Source organism: Streptomyces sp. Xyl84 (assembly GCF_059731885.1).
The window spans coordinates 1,695,831-1,721,692 of the sequence record NZ_AP029182.1 but is presented as its reverse complement, the minus strand read 5'-3'; the positions used below and the strand labels follow the sequence as shown (position 1 = coordinate 1,721,692).

Genomic DNA, 25,862 nt, shown 5'->3' with positions numbered 1-25,862 from the left:
CGGCCACCCCGATGACCCGGCCAGCCGACCGACCCGGCCAGCCGACCGACCCGACCCGGCCGATCCGATCGGGTCGGCCGACTCGGGTCGGGCCGGACGGCGCGGCCGGACCGCCTGGACTCACCGGCCCGCCGCGCCCTCCGTGCCGACCGCGCCGTCCAGGCCCGCCGCGCCCTCCGCGTCCAGTCCGGCGGTGGTCACCGGGTGTTCCCCGGCGGGTCCGGGTCCCGTGGGGGTCAGGTCCGTCCGGCGGGTCAGGCGGCGTACGTCCGGTACGCACAGCACCGCCAGGGTCAGTACCAGCACCAGCGCCGAACACCCCCACAGCGCGGCCGGACGGCCCACCGCGTCCTGGACCGGGCCGGCCACCGCCGTCGCCACCGGCACCAGCGCCAGTGACCCGAGCCAGTCGTACGACGACACCCGCGAGAACTTCTCCTCCGGTATCTCCTGGTGCAGCGCGGACATCCACGCCACCGCGAACACCTCGACGCTCACGCCGGTCACGAACATCACCGCGACCAGCGCGGGCGTCGGCACCGGCACGGCCAGCGCCGCGGACGGCAGCGCGAGCGGCAGCACGCCGAGGGCGCCCACGAGCAGCAGCCGCCGCGGCGCCCACCGCGTCATCACCAGCCCGCCGAGGACCGTGCCCACGCCGAAGGCGGCCAGCGCCAGCCCCCACGGCTGCGGTCCGCCGAGCCGTTCGCGCGCCACCAGCGGCCCGTACACCGTCTCGGCCGCCGCGACCACCGCGTTCACCACGGCGAACTGCACCACGATCGACCACAGCCAGGGCCGGCCGGCCACCTCGCGCCACCCCTCCCGCAGGTCCGCCAGGAGGTTCGTGCCGCCCCGCCGCGCGGGGACGCCGCGCACGTCCAGGAAGGCGCGCAGCGACCCCGCGACGGCGAAGGCCACCGCGTCGACGGCCAGCACCCACCCCGGCCCGGCCGCCGCCACCAGCGCACCGCCGAGGCCGGTGCCGAGGATGTTCGCGCCGTTCACCCCGGTGCGGAAGGCGGCGAAGGCGCGCCCGGACTCGCTGCCCGAGACGCTGGCCATCACCATCCCCTCGGCGGCGGGGGAGAAGAACGCCTGCCCGGTCCCGCCGAGCGCGGCCAGCAGCGCCATCTGCCACACCCGTGCGGTGCCGGTGAGGACGAGGGCGGCGAACAGGCCCTGCGAGACGCAGTTGAGCGCGTTCGCCGCGACCATCACCCGGTGCCGGGGCAGCCGGTCCGCCAGGGCCCCGCCGATCAGCACGAACAGCACCAGCGGTACGGTCCGCGCCGCCGCGACCAGTCCCACGTCGGTGGCCGACCCCCCGGCCGCCAGCACCGCGAACGCCCCGGCCACCAGCGCCCCGGAACTGCCGAGCCCCGACACGACGGCGGCAGCGGTCAGCAGCGTGTAGTCGCGCCCGGCCCAGGACGGACGGCGGACGCGGTTTCGCGGGGGAGTCACCCACGGATTATCCACGCGGCCCCCCGCCGTCCCCCGGGCGGCCCCGCGTCCCCCTGCCGGCCCGCCCGCCCCGGATGCCTGCCTGCCCGCCCCGCAGGCCGGGGCACTCGTCGCCCGGGCCCGGGCGCCCCGCTACTTCGTCGCCCCCTGGCTGAACCCGTTGTAGATGTAGCGCTGGAGGAACAGGAAGACGATCAGTGTCGGCAGGATGACCAGGACGGCACCGGCCGAGATGTCCTCCCAGTGCGCCCCGAAGGGGCCCTTGAAGCGGAACAGGGCCGTGGAGATCGTGCCCTTGTCCTCCGAGGGCATGTAGAGGAAGGGGATGTAGAAGTCGTTGTACGTGGTGATCCCCTTGATGATCACCACCGTGGCGATCGCCGGCTTGAGCATCGGGAAGATGATCCTGCGGTAGATGGTGAACGCGTTCGCCCCGTCCAGCCGTGCCGCCTCGTCCAGGGAGGTCGGGATCCCCCGGATGAACTGCAGGAAGATGTAGATGGAGACGATGTCGGTGCCCATGTACAGCAGGACCGGCGCCCACCGGCTGTCGAAGAGGCCGAAGCTGTTCACGACCTGGAAGGTCGCCACCTGCGTCGTCACGCCCGGGACCAGCGTGGCGACCAGGAACAGCGCCATCACCAGCTTCTTGAAGCGGAACTCGAAGCGGTCGATGGCGTACGCCGTCATGGAACCGATCAGCACCGTGCCGGTGACGGAGAACAGCAGGATGAACGCCGTGTTCCCGAACGCCTGGAGCATGTGCCCGTCGGTGAACGCGGTCGCGTAGTTGGCGAAGTTGAGCCAGTCGTGCGGCAGACTCAGCGCACCGCCGTCGGAGACCTCCTGTGACGTCTTCAGCGACGTCAGGAAGAGGGCGGCGAGCGGGGCGAGCACCACCAGCGAGGCGACGACCAGCGACAGGTACGTCAGCGTCGTCGCGACGCCGTAGCGCCTGCGCCGGGAGGCGGACGCGCGGGCGGGAGCGGGGGCGGGGGCGGTCATGCGAGGTCCACCTTCTCGTCGGGCACCAGGCGCCGCTGGATCCACGTGATCAGCAGGACCAGCAGGAGCAGCACCACGGCGCAGGCCGAGGCCAGGCCGGTCTTGTTGAACTGGAAGGCGAGCTTGACCGTCTGGATGACGAAGGTCGACGTGCCGGTCGCGCCGCCGGTCATGATCCACGGGATCTCGAAGACGGACAGCGAGCCGGAGACCGCCAGGATGACACTGAGGCTGAGCACCGGACGGATGCTCGGCGCGATCAGGTGCCGGAACTGCTGCCGGCGGTTCGCGCCGTCGAGCTGGGCGGCCTCGTACAGCTCGCCGGGTACGGACTGGATCGCGCCGAGGAACAGCACGAAGTTCAGGCCGGTGAAGCGCCACACCGAGACCCCGGCCAGCGAGGTGTTGGCCGACTGCGGGTCGCCGAGCCAGGCGTGGTCGCCGCCGGCGCCGAAGAGGGACAGGACCGAGTCGAGGGTGCCGCCGTCCTGGAAGAAGTACAGGAAGACGAAGCCGATCGCGACGCCGTTGACGAGGTAGGGGAAGAACAGGATCCCCTTGAACAGGTTGCGCAGCCGCAGGTCGAAGCTGAGGATCGTCGCGAAGTACAGCGCGGCGGCGATCTGCACGACGGACGCGGCCAGGTAGTACAGGCTCACCGCGAACACCCGGAAGAACTCCGGCCGGGTGAACAGCTCCTTGTAGTTGTCCGCGCCGACGAAGTTCCGGTCGGGGCTGACGCCGTCCCAGTCGGTGAAGCTGTAGTAGATCATGTTGCCCACCGGCACGTACGTGAACGTGATCAGCAGGGCCAGTGGGACCAGCAGGAACAGCCACGGTGTGGCGCGGCGCAGCGGGTGGTCGCGCCAGGTCCGCACGGAGCCGGCGCCCCGGGCGGTGCCCGCCGGGGAGCGGCGTCCGCGCCGGCGGGGGAGGGTGCCCGGGCCGGCGGGCGGGTCGGGCGGCGGTGGTGCGGTGCGGGTGAGGTCGGTCATGTCGGCGGGGCCTTTCGTCGTCCGCGGTGAGCGAGCGTGCGGTCGGCACACCGGGCCCCGGCCCGTGGGCGGCGGGGCCGGGCGGGGCGGGGCCCGGTGTGCCGGCCGGTTCAGGAACCGGCGCTCTGCCTGGCCTCGGCCCAGCGCTTGTCCAGGTCGGAGAAGTAGTCCTCCAGCGAGCCCTTCTGCGCGCCGCGCGCCAGGTCGACGAGCTTCTGCCGGTAGTCCGGCTTGCTCAGCCCGATCTCCGAGGCGTTGTCGATCGCGTTGACGTCGGCGGTCTTCGCCTCGGAGCGCTCGATCATCGTGACATCGTTGTCAACATAACCTTGCAGCGTGCTCGGCAGCTTGACGGCCTTCACGGGTGAGACGGCGCCCTCGGAGGCGGAGTAGCCGGACTTCTCGGTGAACCAGTCGATCCAGGCGCGCGCGGCGGCCTTGTGGGACGAGTGGACGTTGACGGCCTGCTGGTAGTCGGAGAGCAGGGTGGCGCAGAAATGGCCGTCCTTCTGGACCGGGAACGGCATGAAACCGATGTCGTCGGGGTTCGTGCCGGCCTTCTTCGCGGCGTCCCGCATCTGCGTGATCGCCCACGAACCGAGCAGCATGCTGCCGATCTTCCCCTTGGCCAGGAGCGTCTTGGAGTTCTCCCAGTTGGTGGTGGTCGGGTCCTTCTCGGCGAGCCTGTCGTGGACGATGTCGTGGAGGAGTGTGTCGATCACGTTCAGGTCGCTGCCGGCGGCCCACGGCTCGTCCGTGGCGGCCAGGGCGTCGGAGGCCTTGGCGTCGCAGCTGACCGAGCCGACGCTGTTGGTCCAGGGGCTGCTGAGCGGCCAGCCGTCCTTGAAGTTGGTGTAGTAAGGAGTCGCGCCGGTCTTCGACCCGACGGCCCGCAGGTCGGTGAGGAACTGCTGCGGGGTGGTGGGCCAGGCCGTGACACCGGCCTTCTTCCACAGGGCCTTGTTGTAGACGAAGCCGTTGGCGGTGCCGAAGGTGGCGATGCCGTAGGTCCTGCCGTTCACGTCGGTCTTGTCGGTGAAGCGGTACTTGCTCCGCAGGGACGCCGTGGGACCCAGCGGTGCGAAGAACTTCGGGTAGTCGCCCTTGGAGATCGCCGCGGGGATCATCAGGACGTCACCGTAGTTCTCGGTGTTCATGCGGATCTTGACCTCACCCTCGTAGTCGGTGATGCCCTCGAACTTCACCTCGACCTTCGGGTAGGTCCTGCTGAACTCGGCCGCGTACTTCTTCATCGTGCCGTTCTGCACGAGGTCGGTGCGGTGGGTCAGGACCGTGATGGTGCCCGAGACGGCCCCCGGGTCCGACGGCGCGGTGGCGGCCTCGTTCGACGGCGCGCCCGCCCCGCTGCACCCCGCGACGGTCAGCATCGCGGTGGTGAGCAGAGCGGTGCTCAGTGTCGTCTTCCTCCCCATGTGCCCAACTCCTTCCAAGGGTTACGGCTCGGGCTGCGGCGGTTGACGGAACTATGGCAGTCGTTGGTGAACCGGTAAAGCTCGCGAGTTCACCGCGATATCCAATCGTTACTTCGCGCCGGTCGTCCACCGCTCTACCTTGCTGTTCACCAGGTCTGTTAACGCCCTGGCGGACGACGGAAGGGGACTAGACCGGTTCATGAACCGGAGTTAGGTTGGTCGCGTCGTACCGCCGTGCGCCGGCCGCAACCGGCCGGTGCCCGGACTCCGCCCGCACCGTCCCGCGCCTGCCCGCACCTCCCGATAGGAGCCGCACATGAAGGACGTCATCCAGCTCACCGAGGGCTGGAGCCTCCACCACGACGGGACCCCGCTGCCCGCCCGGGTCCCCGGCTGCGTGCACACCGACCTGCTGGCCGCCGGGGTGATCCCCGACCCGTACCTCGGCCTGAACGAGCGGGAGGCCGCCTGGGTCGGGCGCCGGGCGTGGACGTACACCCGCACCCTCGGCCCGGACGGCACCGGGCCCGGCGCCCACGAGCGCACCGACCTCGTCTTCGACGGCCTGGACACCGCCGCCGTGATCACCGTGGACGGGCGGGAGCTGGGCCGCACCCGCAACATGCACCGCCGCCACCGCTTCGACGTCACCGGTGTGAGCGGCCGGCTGGCCGTGGAGTTCGCCTCCGCCTACGACGAGGCCGACGCCGTCCGGGCCGTGACCGGCGAGCGGCCCAACGTCTATCCGGAGCCCTTCCAGTACATCCGCAAGATGGCCTGCGCCTTCGGCTGGGACTGGGGCCCGACGCTGGTCACCGCCGGGATGTGGCGGCCGGTCCGGCTGGAGCGCTGGTCGACGGCCCGGTTGGCCGGGGTGCGCCCGCTGGTGACGGTCGCCGACGGCAGGGGCCGGGTGGAGATCCACGTCGACCTCGAACGCACGGCGCGCGGCGCGGACCGGAGGCTGGCGCTGCGGGCCGAGGTGGCGGGCGTGCGGGCCCGCGCGGACGTCGACGGTGACCGGGCGGTGCTGACCCTCGACGTGCCGGACCCCGCCCTGTGGTGGCCGCAGGGATACGGCGAACAGCTCCTGTACGAACTGGAGTTGACCCTCGTCGACGAGGAGGCGGCACCGGGCGGCCGGCCCCTGGACTCCTGGAACCGGCGGATCGGCTTCCGCACCGTCACGCTCGACCGCTCCCGCGACGAGCACGGCACCGGCTTCACCTTCGTCGTCAACGGCGTACGGATCTTCGCGCGCGGCGTGAACTGGATCCCCGACGACGTCTTCCCCTCCCGCATCACCCCGGAGCGCTACCGGACCCGGCTGCGGCAGGCCGCCGCGGCGGGCGTCGACCTCGTGCGGATCTGGGGCGGCGGCATCTACGAGGACCACGCCTTCTACGACGCCTGCGACGAGCTGGGCCTCATGGTCTGGCAGGACTTCCTCTTCGCCTGCGCCGCCTACCCCGAGGAGCAGCCGCTGCGCGGGGAGGTCGAGGCGGAGGCCCGCGACAACGTTGTCCGGCTGATGCCGCACCCCAGCCTGGTGCTCTGGAACGGCAACAACGAGAACCTGTGGGGCTTCCGGGACTGGGAGTGGGAGCCGGAGCTGGCGGGCGACTCCTGGGGCGGCGGCTACTACCTCGACCTGCTGCCCCGCCTCGTCGCCGAACTCGACCCCACCCGCCCCTACACCGCCGGCAGCCCCTGGTCCGGCTCCTGGGACCACCACCCCAACGATCCCGGCCACGGCACCCACCACTCCTGGGAGGTGTGGAACCGCCGGGACTACGCCGACTACCGCGCCTCGGTGCCCCGTTTCGTCGCCGAGTTCGGCTGGCAGGCGCCGCCCGCCCTGGCCACCCTGCGCCGCGCCCTGCCCGGCGAACAGCTCGCCCCCGACTCCCCGGGCATGCTGCACCACCAGAAGGCCGAGGACGGGAACGGCAAACTGGACCGCGGCATCGCCCGCCACTTCCCGCTGCCCCAGGGCGACTTCGACCGCTGGCACTACCTCGCCCAGGTCGTGCAGGCCCGCGCCGTGGCCGCCGGCATCGAGCACTGGCGCGCCCACTGGCCCCGCTGCGCCGGAACCGTCGTCTGGCAGCTCAACGACTGCTGGCCGGTCAGCTCCTGGTCCGCGATCGACGGCGACGGCCGCCCCAAGCCGCTCTACCACGAACTGCGCCGCGTCTATGCCGACCGGCTGCTGACCCTGCTGCCCCCGGCCGGAGAAAGCGAGAGCCAGGCCGGGGGAGGCGGGACCGGGGCCGGGGGAGGCGGGACCCAGGCCGGGGGAGGCGGGACCGGGGCAGAGGGAGGCGGGGCACCGGCCCTCGCGCTGGTCAACCAGTCCGCCGAGCCCTGGCACACCACGGTCACGCTGCGGCGGCTGCGGGCCGACGGCGGCACCGTGGCACAGGCCGTGCTCGACGTCACGGTTGCCCCGCGCTCCGTGGCCCGGCCCGCCCTGCCCGCGGACCTGGCGCCCGACGCCGCCTCGGCCGAGGAGTTCCTGGTGGCCGACGCCGACGGGCTGCGCGCCCTGCACTTCCCCGTCCCGGACAAGGACTTCCGCTGCCCGGCGCCCCGCTTCGACGTCACGGTCCACGACCTGGGCGACAGCGGTAGTGTCGACGTCGTGGTGACAGCACACACCCTGGTACGAGACCTCCTGCTGCAGGCCGACCGGCTGGGCCCCGACGCCGCCTGCGACACCGGACTGCGGACGCTGCTGCCCGGTGAGCGCGTCCGGCTGCGCCTGCGCGGCGCGAGCGAGACCGGAGCCAACGCGGTCCGGGCGGCGCTCTTCTGCGGGGAACCGGCGTGAGCGCACCCACGGAACGGGTGACCATCAAGGACGTGGCGGCGGCGGCCGGCGTCTCCAAGGGCGCGGTGTCCCTGGCGTTCAACCACAAGCCGGGCGTCTCGGAGGCCACCCGGGAACGCATCTTCGCCGCGGCCCGGCAACTGGGCTGGGCGCCGAACTCCTCGGCGCGCAGCCTGTCGAGGCAGTCGGTGGACACCATCGGTCTCGCCATCTGCCGGCCGGCCCGGCTGCTGGGCCTCGAACCCTTCTACATGGAGTTCATCTCCGGCATCGAGAGCGTCCTCGCCGAACGCCACTGCTCCCTGCTGCTGCGCCTGGTCAGCAGCCTGGAGGAGGAGATCGCCCTCCAGGAGACCTGGTGGCGCGAGCGCCAGGTCGGCGGGTCCGTCCTGGTCGACTTCCACCGCGACGACCCCCGCCTGGGTCCCCTCAAGGCGCTCGGGCTGCCGGCGGTGGCCGTCGGGCACCCCACGCTCACCGGCGGGCTGCCCTCCCTGTGGACCGACGACGCGACCGCCACCGCCGAGGCGGTCCGCTACCTGGCGGCCCTCGGCCACCGGCGGATCGCCCGGGTGGGCGGACCGTCCGGCCTCGGCCACAGCGCCATCCGCTGGGCCGCCTTCCGGGAGACGATGGAAGGCCTCGGCCTGGACGGCTCCCTGCACGCGGAGACCGGCTTCTCCGGCGAGGAGGGCGCCCGCGCGACACGCTCGCTGCTGCTGTCCGCGCGGCGGCCCACCGCGATCGTCTACGACAACGACCTGATGGCGGTCGCGGGGCTGGGCGTGGCCGCCGAGATGGGCATCTCGGTGCCGGACGAGCTCTCCCTGCTGGCCTGGGACGACTCCCAGTTGTGCCGGCTGACCCATCCGACGCTGTCCGCGATGAGCCATGACGTGCACGGTTTCGGTGCGCAGGTGGCGCGGGTGCTGTTCGACGTGATCGCCGGCCAGGACGTCCCGTCCCGGCCGGTGGCGACGCCCTCGCTGGTGCCGCGGGCGTCGACGGCCCCGCCGCGCTGACCCGGCGCCGCCCGGCCTTGCCGGCCCGTGCGGCGCCGGAACGGAAGACAGGGAAGCACGGGGACGGCACGGGACAGAAGGCGGAAATGAAGAAGGAAAGGAGGTGACCCACTCCTTTCCACTCTCAACGTATAGCGCACCGGGGGGCTTGCGGCAAGGCCCCCGTCGTACCGCAGAATGACCGGCCTATGGCCAGGACCTGCGGGAACGGGAGTCGCGAAGTGCGTATGACGGTGTCGGCCCACGGGGCACGCGGTGCTGTCCGCTCGCCGGCCGGGCTCGCGGCGCGGCCGGCGGTACGGGGCCGGGGCCGCCGTCCGGCCGTGACGCACGGCCGGACCTGAGACCTCAGCCCCCAGACCCCGAACAGATGCGGAGCATCACGGACGTGACCCCCCTGACCACCGGCGTCTTCGACCTTCCCGAGCGCCTGTCCGCCAAGGCCGACCCGGCGCTGACCGCCGCCGACGAGCGGCACTTCGCGGCCGTCGCGCAGTGTCTGGAGCAGTCGATCGCCGAACTGTCCGAACACCTCGACGCCGCCCGCAGGGCGCCCGGCGGCCTCGGCCGGCAGGCCATGGACCGCGACGCGGAGGTCCACCGCCTGACCGCCCGGCTGCGCACCCTGCGCCGCTTCGGCCTCGACCTGTGCCTGGGGCGCATGGTCGGCGCGGACGGCACCGAACCCGTCTACGTCGGCCGGCTCGGCCTCACCGACAGCACGGGGCGCCGGCTGCTGCTCGACTGGCGCTCACCCGCGGCCGAGCCGTTCTTCGGAGCCACCCACGCCGACCCCATGGGGCTGGCGAGCCGCCGCAGGTACCGCTGGACCGGCGGCCGGATCAGCGACTACTGGGACGAGGTGTTCACCGCGGACGCCTTCGCCGGGCACGCCGCGCTCGACGACCAGTCCGCCTTCATCGCCTCGCTCGGCGACAGCCGGTCGCCGCGCATGAGGGACGTGCTCGGCACGATCCAGGCCGACCAGGACGCCGTCATCCGCGCGGGCTCGCGCGGCGCCCTCGTCGTCGACGGCGGCCCGGGCACCGGCAAGACCGTCGTCGCCCTGCACCGCTCCGCCTACCTCCTCTACGCCGACCCCCGCCTCGGGCACCGCCGCGGCGGTGTGCTGTTCGTCGGCCCGCACGAGCCCTACCTCGGCTACGTCGCCGACGTGCTGCCCAGCCTCGGCGAGGAGGGCGTCCAGACCTGCACGCTGCGGGACCTCGTCGCCGAGGGGGCCGCGGCCGGGACCGAGAGCGACCCGGAGGCGGCCCGCCTGAAGGCGTCCGCGGACCTCGTGAGGGCGATCGAGAAGGCCGTCAGGTTCTACGAGGAGCCGCCCACGGAGGGCATGACGGTCACCACCCACTGGTCCGACATCCGGCTGGACGCCGAGGACTGGGCCACGGCGTTCGAGGCGGCGGAGCCCGGCACCCCGCACAACGAGGCCCGCGAGCAGGTCTGGGAGGAACTGCTCACCCTCCTGGCGGACAAGCACGACGGCGACGCCCCGCCCGAACTGCTGCGCAGGTCGCTGACGCGGAACCGGGAACTGGTCACCGTCTTCCACCGCGCCTGGCCGCTGATCGAAGCGGCCGACCTCGTCTCGGACCTCTGGTCGGTCCCCGCCTACCTGCGGATGTGCGCGCCGTGGCTCGGCCCGCAGGACGTACGCCGGCTGCAGCGCGCGGACCCGCAGGCCTGGACCGTGTCCGACCTGCCGCTCCTCGACGCGGCACGGCAGCGCCTGGGCGACCCGGAGACCGCCCGCCGCAAGCGCCGCCAGAAGGCCACCCTCGCCGCCGAGCGCGAACGCATGGCCCGCGTCATCGACAACGTGCTCGCCGCCGACGACGACGGCGAGGGGGCGGTGACGATGCTGCACGGACGGGACCTGCGGGACGCCCTCGTCGACGAGGACGCCCTGCCCCGCGCCGAACCGGACCGGCTCGCCGGACCGTTCGCGCACGTCGTCGTGGACGAGGCGCAGGAACTGACCGACGCGGAGTGGCAGATGCTGCTGCTGCGCTGCCCCTCGCGGAGCTTCACCATCGTCGGGGACCGCGCCCAGGCCAGGCACGGTTTCACGCAGACGTGGCGGGAGCGGCTGGAGCGGGTCGGGTTCGACCGGATCACCCTGGCCTCCCTGAGCATCAACTACCGCACGCCCCAGGAGATCATGACGGAGGCCGAACCGGTCATCCGGGCCGCGCTGCCGGACGCCAACGTGCCCGTCTCCATCCGCAGCAACGGCGTCCCCGTCGTCCACGGTTCCGTCGCGGACCTGGACGCGGTCCTCGACGCCTGGGCGACCGCGCACGCCGAGGGGACCGCCTGCGTCATCGGCGCTCCCGCCTTCCCCGGTACGGCCCGCGTCCGGTCGCTGACCCCTGAGCTGTCGAAGGGACTGGAGTTCGACCTGGTCGTCCTCGTCGATCCGCAGGAGTTCGGCACGGGCATCGAGGGGGCGGTCGACCGCTACGTCGCGATGACCCGGGCAACCCGGCAGCTCGTCGTCCTCACCAGTTCCTGACGGGGGCGGGCGAACCGGCGCCCGGCCGGGCCGGCCCGCGTCCCGGACCGGCCCATCTCCGTCGCCGACCGTGTCGCAGTTGGGCCGAACAGGTGACATGGCGTAAGAATTGGCTGGTGCAGGCGATGAGTGCGAGTCAGGTCGGGGGGAGCCGGTGAACAGCCACGACGTCACCGATGAACAGTGGGAGGGGCTCGCCCAGGTCGTTCCGTTGCGCGGACGGGACTCCTGGCCGTCCGCGGTGAACCACCGCGCCCTTCCGGAGGCGGACACGGAGCTGCGCCGCCGCTTCGTCGTCCTGCGGGTCAACGTGTTCGCGGACGCCCGCGACGTCGCCGAGACGCTGATGGCGGGCGTGCCGGTCCTGCTCGACCTCACCGGGGCCGAGACCGAGGTGGCCAAGCGGGTCCTGGACTTCAGCACCGGCGTCGTCTTCGGCCTGGCCAGCGGGATGCACCGCGTCGACCGCAACGTGTTCCTCCTCACGCCACCCGGCACCGAGGTGAGCGGCCTGATGGAAGGGGCGGCGGTCCCCGGCGCGTGAGCCCCCCCGACCGGGGGAAGGCGGGCCAGGGCGGAACGGTTCGTCCGGACCAGCGGGTCCCGCGGTCCGGGCATGACCGCGCCCGAGCGGAGCTGGGCGGAGCCGCGGTGGGCGGGCCGACGAGGACCGGTGACGGGCCGGCCCGAGCCGTGTCCGGGCCGCGGGTGATAGATCTGGTGACGTGACCGAGCACCCCGATCGCGCCGGACCCGGCGCCCCGCTGCCCGAACCGCCCCGCGACCTGGCGGGGTTGCAGCGCCGCCTCGCCGAGTTCGCCGCGGCGCGCGACTGGCAGCCGTACCACACCCCGAAGAACCTGGTCGCCGCCCTCAGCGTCGAGGCCTCCGAGTTGGTCGAGATCTTCCAGTGGCTGACCCCGGAGGAGTCGGCGCGTGTCATGTCCGATCCCCGGTCCGCGTACCGCGTCCGGGACGAGATCGCCGACGTCCTCGCGTACCTGCTGCAGCTCTGCGAGGTGCTCGGTGTCGATCCGCTGGCGGCACTGGCCGCGAAGATCGACCGGAATGAACAGCGGTTCCCGGCGCGGGGGGCGGGCCCGGACGGTCCGGTGGGCCGGGACGCCCCGGACACGGGGACGGCGACCGAGGGGAGCTGACGACTCCGCTATCACTCTCCGCAGTCGTTCACCCGGTCGAAATCGATTTGTTGTCCAGAGATTTCCGTCTTCCCCTGGCTTTTTGTCACAAGCGCCTTCACTCTGGGTAGTGAACAAGGGAGTTCGGGCAGACGTGCGACGAGCACGTCGGGAGATGACGGGGGCAGCGCATGGACGCGGTGCGGCTCATCCTGGCGAGCAGGCGTGCACTGGCGGGCAGCGGCGAGGCCCCCGCCATCCTGGCGGAGGTGTGGCAGGCGCAGGCCCTGGCGCAGGCGGTCGGCAGCCGCCTCGCGGTCTCCGGCCCGCCCGAACTGCGCGGCGAGGCACTGGGGCTGACCGAACTGGCGGGCCGCGGCTGCGGAGTCCTGGACGCCCCGGACCTCGACCCGGGGTCCTTACGCGCCGCCCAGCTCACCGAACTGGCCGACGCGCACCGGGCGTTGCTGTGCCTGGGCGGGCTGCTGGGCGAGGTCGGCATCGCCCTGGTCGGCATCGCCAGCTCGGCCGCCGACGAGCGCACGTACTGGCAGTGCATGGAGGCCATCGACGCGGCCGACGAGTCCAGGGACCGCATCCGCGAGATGCTGCGCAAGCTGGCGGTCCGCGAGGAGACGGTACTGCCGGAACGCGAAGCGGGCTGACCCCCCCGACCCGGGACCCCGCCCCCCTGCTCGCCCGCACACTGCCGCGGGCGGCAGCGGTCGCCCTCGCCCGGCGGCAGGACGCGACCCGCTCCTGCTCACCCGCCCCGGCCCGGCGGCCGCCCCCCGCCTCCCCTCGCCCCCGCCCTCCGCGTTCACCCGTCCGGCGACCGGCGGGGGCGGGGCCGGTGGGGTCGGCGGGGCGGGTGCTGGGGTGGCGTGCAGGATGGAGGTATGGATCTGCGTATCTTCACCGAGCCCCAGCAGGGCGCCTCCTACGACACCCTGCTCACCGTCGCCAAGGCCACCGAGGACCTCGGCTTCGACGCCTTCTTCCGTTCCGACCACTATCTCCGCATGGGCGGCGGGGACGGCCTGCCCGGCCCCACCGACGCCTGGATCACCCTCGCCGGCCTGGCCCGCGAGACCGAGCGGATCCGTCTCGGCACCCTGATGACCGCCGGCACCTTCCGGCTCCCCGGCGTCCTCGCCATCCAGGTCGCGCAGGTCGACCAGATGTCCGGCGGCCGGGTCGAGCTGGGCCTGGGCGCAGGCTGGTTCGAGGAGGAGCACAAGGCGTACGGCATCCCGTTCCCCAAGGAGAAGTTCGCGCGCCTGGAGGAGCAACTGGCGATCGTCACCGGCCTGTGGGCGACCGAGACCGGCAAGACCTTCGACTTCCAGGGCGAGTACTACCGGTTGAGCGAGTCGCCCGCGCTGCCCAAGCCCGCGCAGGCGAAGATCCCGGTGCTCATCGGCGGCCTCGGCGCGACCCGCACCCCGCGGCTGGCCGCCCGGTACGCCGACGAGTTCAACGTCCCCTTCGCCTCCCTGGAGGACAGCGAGCGGCAGTTCGGCCGGGTCCGCGCCGCCGCGCAGGCGGCCGGCCGGGACGCCGGTGACATCACGTACTCCAACGCCCTGGTCGTCTGCGTGGGCCGGGACGACCAGGAGGTCGCCCGCCGCGCCGCCGCGATCGGCCGCGAGGTCGACGAGCTGAAGGCCAACGGCCTGGCGGGCTCCCCGGCCGAGGTGGTCGACAAGCTCGGCCGCTACGCCGGGATCGGTTCCAGCCGCGTCTACCTCCAGATCCTCGACCTGTCCGACCTGGACCACCTGGAGCTGATCTCCTCCCAGGTGCAGTCGCAGCTGTCGTAGCGCGCCGGACGCACGGCGAAGACGGCGGAAGATAAAGGCAGGCGCCGGTCCCCGGCCCTGTGTCAAGGTGGAGGCGCCGTCCTGCCGGGCCCCCGGGACCACCGTCCCGGGGGCCCGCGCACGCCCGGCACCCCACCCGTCCGTCCGGCCCGGAGAGGCCTGCGCATGTTCCTGACCATCACCACCACCGGCACCCCCGAACACCCCGCGACCGACCTGGGCCACCTGCTGCACAAGCATCCCGGCAAGGCGCAGGCGTTCTCCACCTCCCTCGGCACGGCGCACGTCCTCTACCCCGAGGCGGACACCGATCGCTGCACGGCGGCGCTGCTGCTGGAGGTCGACGCGGTGGCGCTGGTGCGGCGGGGCAAGGGCAAGGGACGCGGCGGCGCACCCGACGCGGCGCTCGCGCAGTACGTCAACGACCGGCCCTACGCCGCGTCCTCGCTGCTCGCCGTGGCGCTGAGCGCGGTGTTCTCCAGCGCCATGCGCGGCGTGTGCCGCGCCAGGCCCGAACTGCCGGGTCTGCCACGCCCGTTGCGCATCGAGATACCGGCCCTGCCGGCCCGTGGCGGCCCCGCCCTGGTGCGGCGGCTGTTCGAACCGCTCGGCTGGGCGGTCACCGCCGACGCCGTACCGCTGGACACCGGGTTCCCGCAGTGGGGCGACTCCCGCTACGTGCGCCTGGTCCTGGAGTCGGACACCGTCACCCTGGCCCAGGCACTGCGCCACCTCTACGTCCTGCTGCCCGTCCTCGACGACGCCAAGCACTACTGGGTCTCCTCCGACGAGGTCGACAAACTGCTGCGGGCCGGCGAGGGCTGGCTGCCCGCGCACCCGGAGCAGAAGCTGATCACCAGCCGCTACCTGAGCCGCCGCTGGTCGCTGGCCCGGCAGGCGATGGAGCGCCTGGAACTGCTGCGGCTGGCCGAGACGGACGACAGCGACGTCGAGGAGATCGACAACGCGGTGGCGGCCGAGACCGGCGCCGAGACCGACGAGAAGCCCACCCCCCTCGCCGTCCGGCGCCGCGAGGCGATCCTCGCGGAACTGACGTCGGCCGGCGCCGCCCGCGTCCTCGACCTCGGCTGCGGGCAGGGCCAGTTGGTGCAGGCGCTGCTCGAGGACGCGCGGTACACGGAGATCGTCGGCATCGACGTGTCGGTGCGGGCGCTCACCGTCGCCGCACGGCGGCTGAAGCTGGACCGGATGGGGGAGCGGCAGGCCGCGCGCGTCACGCTGCGCCAGGGCTCCCTCGTCTACACCGACAAGCGGACCGAGGGGTACGACGCCGCCGTGCTCAGCGAGGTGATCGAACACCTCGACCTGCCCCGGCTGCCCGCCCTGGAGTACGCGGTGTTCGGCGCGGCCCGCCCCCGGACCGTCGTCGTCACCACACCGAACGTCGAGTACAACGTCCGCTGGGAGACCCTGCCCGCCGGGCACGCCAGGCACGGCGACCACCGCTTCGAGTGGACCCGCGCGCAGTTCCGCGCCTGGGCGGACGCGGTGGCCGCCCGGCACGGCTACACCGTCGCCCTCCGGCCCGTAGGCCCCGAGGACCCCGAGGTGGGCCCGCCCACCCAGATGGCCGTGTTCACCCGCACGTCCCCGCACGAGCCGGCCCACGAGAAGGAGAAGGAGGCGAAGGCCGCATGACCGGGACACCCGGCACCACGGGCACCCCGCAGGGACGCGTCCTGCCCGTCACCGACCTCTCGCTCGTCGTCCTCGTCGGCGCCACCGGCTCGGGCAAGTCCACCTTCGCCCGCCGCCACTTCAAGCCCACCGAGGTCATCTCCTCGGACTTCTGCCGCGGCCTGGTCAGCGACGACGAGAACGACCAGGGCGCCAGCCGGGACGCCTTCGACGTGCTGCACTACATCGCGGGCAAGCGGCTCGCGGCCGGCCGGCGCACCGTCGTCGACGCCACCAGCGTCCAGCCCGACGCCCGACGGCAGCTGATCGACCTGGCCAAGCAGTACGACGTGCTGCCCATCGCCATCGTCCTCGACGTGCCCGAGGAGGTGTGCGCCGAGCGCAACGCGGCCCGCACCGACCGGGCCGGTCTGCCCCGCCGGGTCATCCGGCGGCACATCCGCGAACTGCGCCGCTCCCTGCGCCACCTGGAGCGCGAGGGCTTCCGCAAGGTGCACGTGCTGCGCGGCGCCGAGGAGGCCGAGCGGGCCACCGTCGTCACCGAGAAGCGCTTCAACGACCTCACCCACCTCACCGGCCCCTTCGACATCATCGGCGACGTCCACGGCTGCTCCGCCGAACTGGAGGCCCTGCTCGGCAAGCTCGGCTACGCCGACGGTGTGCACCCCGAGGGCCGCACGGCCGTCTTCGTCGGCGACCTCGTCGACCGCGGTCCGGACAGCCCCGGCGTGCTGCGCCGGGTGATGGCGATGGTGAAGTCGGGCAGCGCCCTGTGCGTGCCCGGCAACCACGAGAACAAGTACGGCCGCCACCTCAAGGGCCGCACGGTCCGGCCCACCCACGGACTGGCCGAGACCATCGCGCAGATGGAGGGGGAGAGCGAGGAGTTCCGGCGCGAGGTACGGGAGTTCATCGACGGACTGGTCAGCCACTACGTCCTCGACGGCGGACGGCTGGTGGTCTGCCACGCGGGACTGCCCGAGAAATACCACGGCCGCACCTCCGGCCGCGTCCGCTCGCACGCGCTGTACGGCGACACCACCGGTGAGACCGACGAGTTCGGGCTGCCGGTGCGCTACCCGTGGGCGGAGGACTACCGCGGCAGGGCGGCCGTGGTCTACGGCCACACCCCCGTCCCGCGGGCGACCTGGATCAACAACACGCTCTGCCTGGACACCGGCGCCGTGTTCGGCGGCAGGCTGACCGCGCTGCGCTGGCCGGAGCGGGAACTGGTCGACGTACCGGCCGAGCGGGTCTGGTACGAGCCGGTGAAGCCGCTGCGCTCCGAGGCGCCCGGCGGACACGACGGGCGCCCGCTGGACCTCGGTGACGTGCGGGGACGCCGAGCCGTGGAGACCCGGCACGCCGGCCGCGTCGCCGTCCGCGAGGAGAACGCGGCGGCGGCCCTGGAGGTCATGAGCCGCTTCGCCGTCGACCCGCGGCTGCTGCCCTACCTGCCGCCGACGATGGCACCCACCGCCACCTCGCGGGCCGAGGGCTACCTGGAGCACCCGCAGGAGGCGTTCGCCCAGTACCGCGAGGACGGGGTCGCGCGGGTGGTGTGCGAGGAGAAGCACATGGGCTCGCGGGCCGTGGCCCTGGTGTGCCGGGACGCGGACGCGGCGCGCGAGCGGTTCGGCGTGGACGGCCCCACGGGCGCGCTCTACACCCGCACCGGCCGGCCCTTCTTCGACGACCCCGCGGTCACCGAGGAGGTCCTCGGGCGGCTGCGCACGGCGGTGACCGGGGCCGGGCTGTGGACGGAACTGGACACGGACTGGCTGCTGCTCGACGCCGAGCTGATGCCGTGGTCGCTGAAGGCGGCCGGGCTGCTGCGCTCGCAGTACGCGGCGGTCGGCGCGGCCGCCGCCGCGGTGTTCCCCGGTGTGCTGGGCGCCCTGGAGGGCGCCGCCGCGCGGGGCGTGGACGTCGGCGGCCTGCTGGCCCGCCAGCGGGAGCGGGCGTCGGACGCCGCCGCGTTCACGGCCGCCTACCGCCGCTACTGCTGGCCCACCGAGGGCCTGGACGGCGTCCGCCTGGCGCCGTTCCAGATCCTCGCCGTCCGCGGCCGCAGTCTCGCCGCGCTGCCGCACGACGAACAGCTCGCGCTGATCGACCGGCTGGTGGACCACGACGGCACCGGCCTGCTCCAGATCACCCGCCGCCTGTACGTCGACACCGGCGACGCCGACTCGGTCCGGGCGGGCGTGGACTGGTGGCTGGAGATGACCGGCCGCGGCGGCGAGGGCATGGTGGTCAAGCCGCTGGGCGCGCTGGTGCGCACCGAGGCGGGGCGGCTGGTCCAGCCCGGCATCAAGTGCCGCGGCCAGGAGTACCTGCGGATCATCTACGGTCCCGAGTACACCCGCCCGGACAACCTCGCCCGGCTGCGGCAGCGGTTCCTGAACCACAAGCGGTCGCTGGCGACCCGCGAGTACGCCCTCGGCCTGGAGGCCCTGGACCGCCTCGCCGCCGGTGAACCGCTGTGGCGGGTGCACGAGGCCGTGTTCGGCGTCCTCGCCCTGGAGTCGGAGCCGGTGGACCCCCGGCTGTGACGGCCGGCGGCCGGCCGCGACGGGCTCCTCCTCCGCCGCGGCCGGACCGCGCCCTGCCACGAAAGCGCACGGAAACCGGCAAGGGGGGGTGAAGGCGGGGCCGGGTGGTCAGGATGGAGGCATGGGATTCCATGTCGACTCCGAGGCCGGGCGGCTGCGCCGCGTCATCCTGCACCGGCCCGATCTCGAGCTCAAAAGGCTCACCCCCAGCAACAAGGACGCACTGCTCTTCGACGACGTGCTCTGGGTGCGCCGGGCGCGCGCCGAGCACGACGGGTTCGCCGACGTGCTGCGCGACCGCGGTGTCGCCGTGCACCTCTTCGGCGACCTGCTGACCGAGACGATGGAGATCCCGTCGGCCCGGTCGCTCGTCCTGGACCGCGTCTTCGACGAGAAGGAGTACGGCCCGCTCGCCACCGACCATCTCCGGGCCGCGTTCGAGACGCTGGAGGCGCCGGAACTGGCCGAGGCGCTGGTCGGCGGCATGACCAAGCGGGAGTTCCTGCAGGCGCACGCCGAGCCGGCCTCCGTGCGGTTCCACGTGATGGACCTGGACGACTTCCTGCTCGGTCCGCTGCCCAACCACCTCTTCACCCGTGACACCTCCGCCTGGATCTACGACGGCGTCTGCGTCAACGCGATGCGCCTGCCCGCCCGGCAGCGCGAGACGGTCCACTTCGAGGCGATCTACCGCTACCACCCGCTCTTCCGCGGTGAGCCGTTCCACGTGTGGTCCGAGGGGCAGGCCGACTACCCGTCCACCATCGAGGGCGGGGACGTCCTTGTCATCGGCAACGGCGCCGTGCTCATCGGGATGAGCGAGCGGACCACCCCGCAGGCCGTCGAGATGCTCGCGCACAAACTGTTCGCCGCCGGGTCGGCGCGGACGATCGTGGCGCTCGACATGCCCAAGCGGCGTGCGTTCATGCACCTGGACACCGTGATGACGATGGTCGACGGGGACACGTTCACCCAGTACGCGGGGCTCGGCATGCTCCGCTCGTACACCATCGAACCGGGCTCGGGCGACAAGGAACTCAAGGTCACCGACCATCCGCCCGAGCACATGCACCGGGCCGTCGCCGCCGCGCTCGGACTGAGCGAGATCCGGGTGCTCACCGCCACGCAGGACGTCCACGCGGCCGAGCGCGAGCAGTGGGACGACGGCTGCAACGTGCTGGCCGTGGAGCCGGGCGTCGTCGTCGCCTACGAGCGCAACGCCACCACCAACACGCACCTGCGCAAGCAGGGCATCGAGGTGATCGAGATCCCCGGCAGCGAGCTGGGGCGGGGCAGGGGCGGCCCGCGCTGCATGAGCTGCCCGGTGGAACGGGACCCTGTCACCTCCCCGACCGCATAGAAATTCTGAGAGTCGTATAGAATTCCAGGAGTCCCTGTCCCTCACCCGTTGGAGCGCCCCCATGGCGACAGTCCCGACCGCCCTCGCCGGCCGCCACTTCCTCAAGGAGCTGGACTTCACCCGGGAGGAGTTCCGCGGTCTGGTCGAGCTGGCCGCCGAACTCAAGGCCGCCAAGAAGGCAGGGACGGAGACGCGGTACCTGAGCGGCAGGAACATCGCGCTGATCTTCGAGAAGACCTCGACGCGCACCCGCTGCGCGTTCGAGGTCGCCGCCGCCGACCAGGGCGCCTCGACCACGTACCTCGACCCGTCGGGCTCGCAGATCGGGCACAAGGAGTCCATGAAGGACACCGCCCGCGTCCTCGGTCGGATGTTCGACGCGATCGAGTTCCGGGGCGATCGCCAGAGCGACGTCGAGGAGCTGGCCGCGCACGCCGGCGTCCCCGTCTACAACGGGCTCACCGACGACTGGCACCCCACCCAGATGCTGGCCGACGTGCTCACGATGACCGAGCACAGCGACAAGCCGCTGGGCGAGACGGCCTTCGCCTACCTCGGCGACGCCCGCTTCAACATGGGCAACTCCTACCTGGTCACCGGCGCCCTGCTCGGCATGGACGTGCGCCTGGTCGCCCCCAAGACCTACTGGCCCGCCCAGGAGATCGTCGACCGGGCCCACGAGCTGGCCGCCGCGAGCGGCGCGCGCGTCACGCTCACCGAGTCCCTGGAGGAGGGCGTGCGCGGCGCCGACTTCGTCGCCACCGACGTGTGGGTCTCCATGGGCGAGCCCAAGGAGGTCTGGCAGGAGCGGATCCAGTCCCTGGCGCCCTACGCGGTGACCATGGACGTCCTGCGCGCCACCGGCAACCCGGACGTGAAGTTCCTGCACTGCCTGCCCGCCTTCCACGACCTCGGCACCAAGGTCGCCCGGGACATCCACGAGCAGTACGGCCTGCGGTCCCTGGAAGTGACCGACGAGGTCTTCGAGTCCGCCCACTCGGTCGTCTTCGACGAGGCCGAGAACCGGCTGCACACCATCAAGGCGGTCCTGGTCGCCACGCTGGCGCGAGGCTGAGGGCTGCGGAACAGAAGCGGGTTCCGGCCGCCGGGGCCCGCTTCTGTGCGCCGCGGCGCACCGCGCGCCGGGCGTCGCGCCGCTCAGGCGCCGCCCGGCCCCCCGGGCGGCGCGGACAGCCGGAACCACACCGCCTTGCCCGAAGCGGTCGGCCGGTGCCCGCAGGACGAGCTGAGCGCCCGGATCAGCAGCAGGCCCCGCCCGTCCTCCCGCCACGGGTCGGGCGGGGTCGGGCCGGGGCGGGTCAGCCCGCCCGGCGGCTCCGGGTCCGCGTCGCGCACCTCCACGTGACAGCCGCCCGGCTCCAGCTCCACCAGCAGCTCTATCGGGCCGCTGCCCGCGGTGTGCTCCACGGCGTTGGCCACCAGCTCGGCCGTGAGCAGTTCCGCGGTGTCGCTGTCGGCCGTGTGCTCCTGCTCGGCCAGCGCCGTGCGGACCAGGGCGCGGGCCACCGGTACGGCGGCGGCCGTGTGCGGCAGCGCGATGCGCCAGGCGGAAGCGGCGGGTTCGTACAACGTGTGTCCGTTCATGACGCAGGGCGAACCGGTGGTCACCATCGGGCTGTCCTGCTTTCGACGAGGGGAATGGTACGGGGGCCGTCGGCGGCGGCTCTCGGGGCCCTCCGTCCGGGGCCGGGCCCCGGCACGGACGGACTACCCCTGCGAACGTCCGTCCTCCCCCGCCCCCTCCCGTCGTTACCGGGCCATGGACGACCTGTGACGAAGCGACGGACGCCGGTCGCATTGTCACGGCCGGAGCCTGCCGCGAGAACCCGCTCTATCGCGCCCTCGTGACGACAGTCAAAGACAGGTGATAGCTTCGTGGGGGAGCGCCGGGCACGGCATCGCCGCCGTGCCGGACGACACGGGCAGTCCGCCGAGGAGGCCGTACGTCATGAGTCCCTTCACCGGCTCCGTCACCCGCACCTCCGCGTGGCGGCACCTGCGCGTCGAGCTGGACGGCGGGGTGGCCACCGTCACCCTCGCCCGCCCCGACAAGCTCAACGCCCTCACCTTCGGCGCCTACGCCGACCTGCGCGACCTGCTCGCCGAGCTGTCCCGGGAACGCGCCGTACGCGCCCTGGTACTGGCCGGCGAGGGCCGCGGCTTCTGCTCGGGCGGCGACGTCGACGAGATCATCGGCGCCACCCTGTCCATGGACACCGCCGAACTGCTCGACTTCAACCGGATGACCGGGCAGGTCGTCAGGGCCGTGCGCGAGTGCCCGTTCCCGGTGATCGCGGCGGTGCACGGCGTCGCGGCGGGCGCCGGGGCCGTCCTCGCCCTGGCCGCCGACTTCCGCGTCGCCGACCCGAGCGCCCGCTTCGCCTTCCTGTTCACCAGGGTCGGCCTCTCCGGCGGCGACATGGGCGCCGCCTACCTGCTGCCCCGCGTGGTCGGCCTCGGCCACGCCACCCGGCTGCTGATGCTGGGCGAGCCGGTCCGGGCGCCCGAGGCCGAGCGGATCGGCCTGATCAGCCAGCTCACCGACGAGGGCCACGCCGACGAGGCCGCCCGGGTCCTCGCCCACCGCCTCGCCGACGGTCCCGCCCTCGCCCACGCCCAGACCAAGGCCCTGCTCACCGCCGAACTCGACATGCCCCTGTCCGCCGCCGTCGAGATGGACGCCGCCACGCAGGCCCTGCTGATGAACGGCGAGGACTACGCCGAGTTCCACGCCGCGTTCACCGAGAAGCGGCCGCCGAAGTGGCAGGGGAGGTGAGGCGGCGGTGACCGGCGCCCAGCGGGTCGCGGTCATCGGCGGCGGCCCCGGCGGCCTGTACGCGGCGGCCCTGCTGAAACGGCTCGGCCCGGCCCGCGAGGTCACCGTCTGGGAGCGCAACGCCCCCGACGACACCTTCGGCTTCGGCGTCGTCCTCTCCGACGAGACCCTCGGCGGGATCGAACACGCCGACCCGGTCGTCCACCAGGCCCTCACACGGGACTTCGTGCGCTGGGACGACATCCACATCGTGCACCGCGGCACCCGGCAGACCTCCGGCGGACACGGCTTCGCCGCCCTCGGCCGGCGCAGGCTCCTCCAGATCCTGCACGCCCGCTGCCGCTCCCTCGGCGTCGACCTGCGCTTTCGCACCGAGGCCCCGCCTGCGGACCGGCTGCGGGAGACGCACGACCTGGTGATCGCCGCCGACGGGGTGCACAGCGCCACCCGCGCGGCGTACGCCGACGTCTTCCGGCCCGAGATCACCGAGCACCGCTGCCGCTACATCTGGCTCGCCGCCGACTTCGCCTTCGACGCCTTCCGCTTCGAGATCGCCGAGACCGAGCACGGCGTGATGCAGCTGCACGGCTATCCCTACTCCCGCCCGTCCCGCCCCGCGCCCGGCCACCACCCCCCGACGAGCGCCTCCGGGCCACAGGACGAAGGCTCCTCCACGGTCATCGTCGAGATGCGCGAAGAGGTCTGGCGGGCCGCCGGGTTCGGTGAACTGGACGAACGGGAGTCCGTCGAGCGCTGCGCCAAGATCTTCGCCGACGCACTCGGCGGGCGCCCGCTGCGCTCCAACAAGTCCGCCTGGACCACCTTCCGCACGGTGACCGACGAGCACTGGTCGCACGGCAACCTGGTGCTCCTCGGCGACGCCGCCCACACCGCCCACTTCTCCATCGGCTCCGGCACCAAACTCGCCGTCGAGGACGCCGTCGCCCTCGCCGCCTGCCTGGACGAACAGCCCACGATCACCGAGGCGCTGACGGCGTACGAGGCGGAGCGCAAACCCGTCGTCGCCTCCACCCAGCGCGCCGCCCGGGCCAGCCTGGAGTGGTTCGAGAACCTCGGCCTGTACCTCGACCAGCCGCCCCGCCAGTTCGCCTTCAACCTGCTCACCCGCAGCCGCCGCGTCACCCACGGCAACCTGCGCCTGCGCGACGCCCGCTTCACCGACGCCGTCGAGCGCGAGTTCGGCTGCCCGCCCGGCACACCCCCCATGTTCACCCCGTTCCGGCTGCGCGGCCTGACCCTGCGCAACCGGGTCGTCGTCTCGCCCATGGACATGTACTCCGCCGTCGACGGCGTCCCCGGCGACTTCCACCTCGTGCACCTCGGGGCGCGGGCCCTGGGCGGCGCGGGCCTGGTGATGACCGAGATGGTGTGCGTGAGCCCCGAGGGCCGGATCACCCCGGGCTGCACCGGTCTGTGGACCGGACGGCAGACGGAGTCCTGGCGGCGGATCACCGAGTTCGTGCACCGGCAGGCACCGGGCACCGCCATCGGCGTGCAACTCGGCCACAGCGGGCGCAAGGGCTCGACCAGGCTGATGTGGGAGGGCATGGACGAACCGCTGCCCGAGGGCAACTGGCCGCTGGTGGCCGCCTCCGCACTGCCGTACAGGCCCGGGAGCCAGGTGCCCCGCCAGCTCACCCGCGCCCAGCTCACCGACATCCGCGAGCAGTTCACCTCCGCCGCCTGGCGGGCCGCCCGCGCCGGGTTCGACCTGCTCGAACTGCACTGCGCCCACGGCTACCTGCTCTCCGGCTTCCTCTCCCCGCTGACCAACCACCGCACCGACGCCTACGGCGGCTCACCGCACAAACGGCTGCGCTTCCCGCTGGAGGTCTTCGACGCCGTGCGCGCGGTGTGGCCCGAGGAACGCCCCATGACCGTCCGTATCTCGGCCACCGACTGGGCCGAGGGCGGTACGGGGGCCGAGGACGCCGTGGAGATCGCCCGCGCCTTCGCCGCGCACGGCGCCGACGCCGTCGACGTCTCGACCGGGCAGGTGGTCGCCGAGGAACGGCCGGAGTTCGGGCGGTCGTACCAGACGCCGTTCGCCGACCGGATCCGGCACGAGGTCGGCGTCCCGGTCCTCGCGGTCGGCGCGATCTCCTCCTGGGACGACGTCAACTCCCTGATCCTGGCCGGGCGCACGGACCTGTGCGCGCTGGCCCGCCCGCACCTGTACGACCCGCACTGGACCCTGCACGCCGCCGCCGAACAGGGGTACCAGGGCCCCGGCGCGGTGTGGCCGGCCCCCTACCGGGCGGGCAGCAGGCGCCCGCAGACCGGGCGTACGGACGCGCCCGCACCGCGCCTGCGACCCGGTGGCTGAGGCCCGGCCGGACCGGCGGCCCGGGGTCAGGTCAGTCCGGCGAACTCGGCTCCCGCGTCCCGCAGCCGCTCGTGCAGGCCCCGGAAGACGGCGGCCGAGCGGAGCCCGGGCCAGTGGGCCGGCAGCAGGTGTGCGGGCAGGCCGGGATCGGCGTACGGCAGGTGACGCCAGGAGTCCAGGGCGAGCAGGTAGTCGCGGTACGCCTCCTCGGGCGGGGTGTCACCGCGCCGCTCCCAGGCCTCCAGCACCCCCGCGTGCCGGGCGAGGAACGCCTCGTGCTGCTCGGCGACCGCCGCCAGGTCCCACCAGCGGCCGACCGCCTCGGCGGTCGGCGTGAAACCCAGGTGCTCGCCGCGGAAGAAGTCCACGTACGCGTCCAGCCGCAGCCGCCGCAGCGTGTGCCGGGTCTCCTCGTACAGCCGGGCCGGCGCGACCCACACCCCGGGGGCCGCCGTGCCGAAGCCGAGCCCGGCCAGCCGGGACCGCAGCACGTGCCGCTTCTGCCGCTCCGACTCCGGCACGGAGAAGACGGCCAGCACCCAGCCCTCGTCGCCGGGCGGCGCGCCCGCGTAGATGCGGCGGTCGCCGTCCTCCAGCAACTGGCGCGCCTCGGCGGACAGTTCGTAGCCCGCGGCGCCCTGCGCGGTGCGGGCCGGGAGCAGCAGCCCGCGCCGCTTGAGCCGGGAGACCGAGGAGCGCACCGACGGCGCGTCCACCCCGACCGCCGCCAGCAGCCGGATCAGCTCGGCGACGGGCACCGGGCCGGGCGCGAAGCGGCCGTACGCCCCGTAGAGCGTGACGATGAGGGACCGGGGGCTGGTCGGGGCGGGGGGCGCGGGCTGGTCGGACACGTTGATCATTTTAGGTCGTCGGTACGCCTGCCGGTCACCG

At 73.1% G+C, this 25,862-nt stretch carries 19 protein-coding genes; 13 read left to right on the top strand and 6 right to left on the bottom strand.

Annotated features, from left to right (window positions below; genetic code table 11):
• Positions 1-120 precede the first annotated feature (120 nt).
• The 4 genes from AC6I72_RS07320 to AC6I72_RS07305 form a co-directional block, all read right to left on the bottom strand.
• Complete coding sequence (locus AC6I72_RS07320; RefSeq protein WP_498000054.1) at positions 121-1,467, bottom strand: MFS transporter; 1,347 nt, start codon at positions 1,465-1,467, stop codon at positions 121-123.
• Between the two features lie 132 nt (positions 1,468-1,599).
• Complete coding sequence (locus AC6I72_RS07315; protein WP_498000053.1) at positions 1,600-2,472, bottom strand: carbohydrate ABC transporter permease; 873 nt, start codon at positions 2,470-2,472, stop codon at positions 1,600-1,602.
• On the bottom strand, positions 2,469-3,467 hold the full coding sequence (locus tag AC6I72_RS07310; protein WP_498000052.1) for a carbohydrate ABC transporter permease: 999 nt from the start codon (positions 3,465-3,467) through the stop codon (positions 2,469-2,471). The genes AC6I72_RS07315 and AC6I72_RS07310 overlap by 4 nt, the downstream gene beginning before the upstream one ends.
• Before the next feature lie 110 nt (positions 3,468-3,577).
• Positions 3,578-4,900 carry an ABC transporter substrate-binding protein gene (locus AC6I72_RS07305; protein WP_498000051.1) on the bottom strand — a complete coding sequence of 441 codons (1,323 nt, stop codon included), beginning with the start codon at positions 4,898-4,900 and terminating at the stop codon, positions 3,578-3,580.
• 316 nt (positions 4,901-5,216) lie between these two features.
• Between AC6I72_RS07305 and AC6I72_RS07300 the strand changes: the two genes are divergently transcribed.
• The 11 genes from AC6I72_RS07300 (at position 5,217) to argF (ending at position 20,902) form a co-directional block, all read left to right on the top strand.
• Positions 5,217-7,733: a glycoside hydrolase family 2 protein gene (locus tag AC6I72_RS07300; RefSeq protein ID WP_498000050.1), complete on the top strand. Its 2,517-nt coding sequence runs from the start codon at positions 5,217-5,219 to the stop codon at positions 7,731-7,733.
• Positions 7,730-8,755 (top strand): LacI family DNA-binding transcriptional regulator, encoded by a 1,026-nt coding sequence (locus tag AC6I72_RS07295; RefSeq protein ID WP_498000049.1) that lies wholly within the window; start codon positions 7,730-7,732, stop codon positions 8,753-8,755. Before AC6I72_RS07300 ends, AC6I72_RS07295 begins: the two co-directional genes overlap by 4 nt.
• Positions 8,756-9,143: 388 nt before the next feature.
• Positions 9,144-11,291 carry an RNA polymerase recycling motor ATPase HelR gene (gene helR, locus AC6I72_RS07290; protein WP_498000048.1) on the top strand — a complete coding sequence of 716 codons (2,148 nt, stop codon included), beginning with the start codon at positions 9,144-9,146 and terminating at the stop codon, positions 11,289-11,291.
• A gap of 154 nt (positions 11,292-11,445) precedes the next feature.
• A complete protein-coding gene (locus tag AC6I72_RS07285; RefSeq protein WP_037856037.1) occupies positions 11,446-11,835 on the top strand; it encodes a cell division protein SepF in 390 nt (129 codons plus the stop codon).
• A gap of 181 nt (positions 11,836-12,016) precedes the next feature.
• Positions 12,017-12,451, top strand: coding sequence for a nucleotide pyrophosphohydrolase (locus AC6I72_RS07280; RefSeq protein ID WP_498000047.1), 435 nt, complete (start codon positions 12,017-12,019; stop codon positions 12,449-12,451).
• 170 nt (positions 12,452-12,621) lie between these two features.
• On the top strand, positions 12,622-13,095 hold the full coding sequence (locus AC6I72_RS07275) for a DUF6099 family protein (RefSeq protein WP_366726907.1): 474 nt from the start codon (positions 12,622-12,624) through the stop codon (positions 13,093-13,095).
• A gap of 234 nt (positions 13,096-13,329) precedes the next feature.
• Entirely contained in the window at positions 13,330-14,253 is a 924-nt protein-coding gene (locus AC6I72_RS07270; RefSeq protein WP_498000046.1) for an LLM class F420-dependent oxidoreductase, read from the top strand.
• Between the two features lie 165 nt (positions 14,254-14,418).
• Positions 14,419-15,912 (top strand): 3' terminal RNA ribose 2'-O-methyltransferase Hen1, encoded by a 1,494-nt coding sequence (locus AC6I72_RS07265; RefSeq protein ID WP_498000045.1) that lies wholly within the window; start codon positions 14,419-14,421, stop codon positions 15,910-15,912.
• Positions 15,909-18,467, top strand: a complete 2,559-nt coding sequence (locus AC6I72_RS07260; protein ID WP_498000044.1) for a polynucleotide kinase-phosphatase — start codon at positions 15,909-15,911, stop codon at positions 18,465-18,467. Before AC6I72_RS07265 ends, AC6I72_RS07260 begins: the two co-directional genes overlap by 4 nt.
• Before the next feature lie 121 nt (positions 18,468-18,588).
• Positions 18,589-19,827 (top strand): arginine deiminase, encoded by a 1,239-nt coding sequence (locus AC6I72_RS07255; protein WP_498000043.1) that lies wholly within the window; start codon positions 18,589-18,591, stop codon positions 19,825-19,827.
• A 61-nt stretch (positions 19,828-19,888) separates the two neighbouring features.
• The gene (gene argF / locus AC6I72_RS07250; RefSeq protein WP_498000042.1) at positions 19,889-20,902 is read left to right on the top strand and encodes an ornithine carbamoyltransferase; all 1,014 of its coding nucleotides are present in this window, start codon (positions 19,889-19,891) and stop codon (positions 20,900-20,902) included.
• A gap of 83 nt (positions 20,903-20,985) precedes the next feature.
• On the opposite strand, the gene AC6I72_RS07245 is transcribed toward argF, so the two are convergent.
• Positions 20,986-21,459: an ATP-binding protein gene (locus AC6I72_RS07245; RefSeq protein ID WP_498000041.1), complete on the bottom strand. Its 474-nt coding sequence runs from the start codon at positions 21,457-21,459 to the stop codon at positions 20,986-20,988.
• A gap of 337 nt (positions 21,460-21,796) precedes the next feature.
• Between AC6I72_RS07245 and AC6I72_RS07240 the strand changes: the two genes are divergently transcribed.
• Positions 21,797-22,624: an enoyl-CoA hydratase family protein gene (locus tag AC6I72_RS07240; protein WP_498000040.1), complete on the top strand. Its 828-nt coding sequence runs from the start codon at positions 21,797-21,799 to the stop codon at positions 22,622-22,624.
• 7 nt (positions 22,625-22,631) lie between these two features.
• Positions 22,632-24,971, top strand: coding sequence for a bifunctional salicylyl-CoA 5-hydroxylase/oxidoreductase (locus AC6I72_RS07235; protein WP_498000039.1), 2,340 nt, complete (start codon positions 22,632-22,634; stop codon positions 24,969-24,971).
• 26 nt (positions 24,972-24,997) lie between these two features.
• Here AC6I72_RS07235 and AC6I72_RS07230 read toward each other — a convergent pair whose 3' ends face one another.
• On the bottom strand, positions 24,998-25,831 hold the full coding sequence (locus tag AC6I72_RS07230; protein WP_498000038.1) for a PaaX family transcriptional regulator: 834 nt from the start codon (positions 25,829-25,831) through the stop codon (positions 24,998-25,000).
• Positions 25,832-25,862 lie beyond the last annotated feature (31 nt).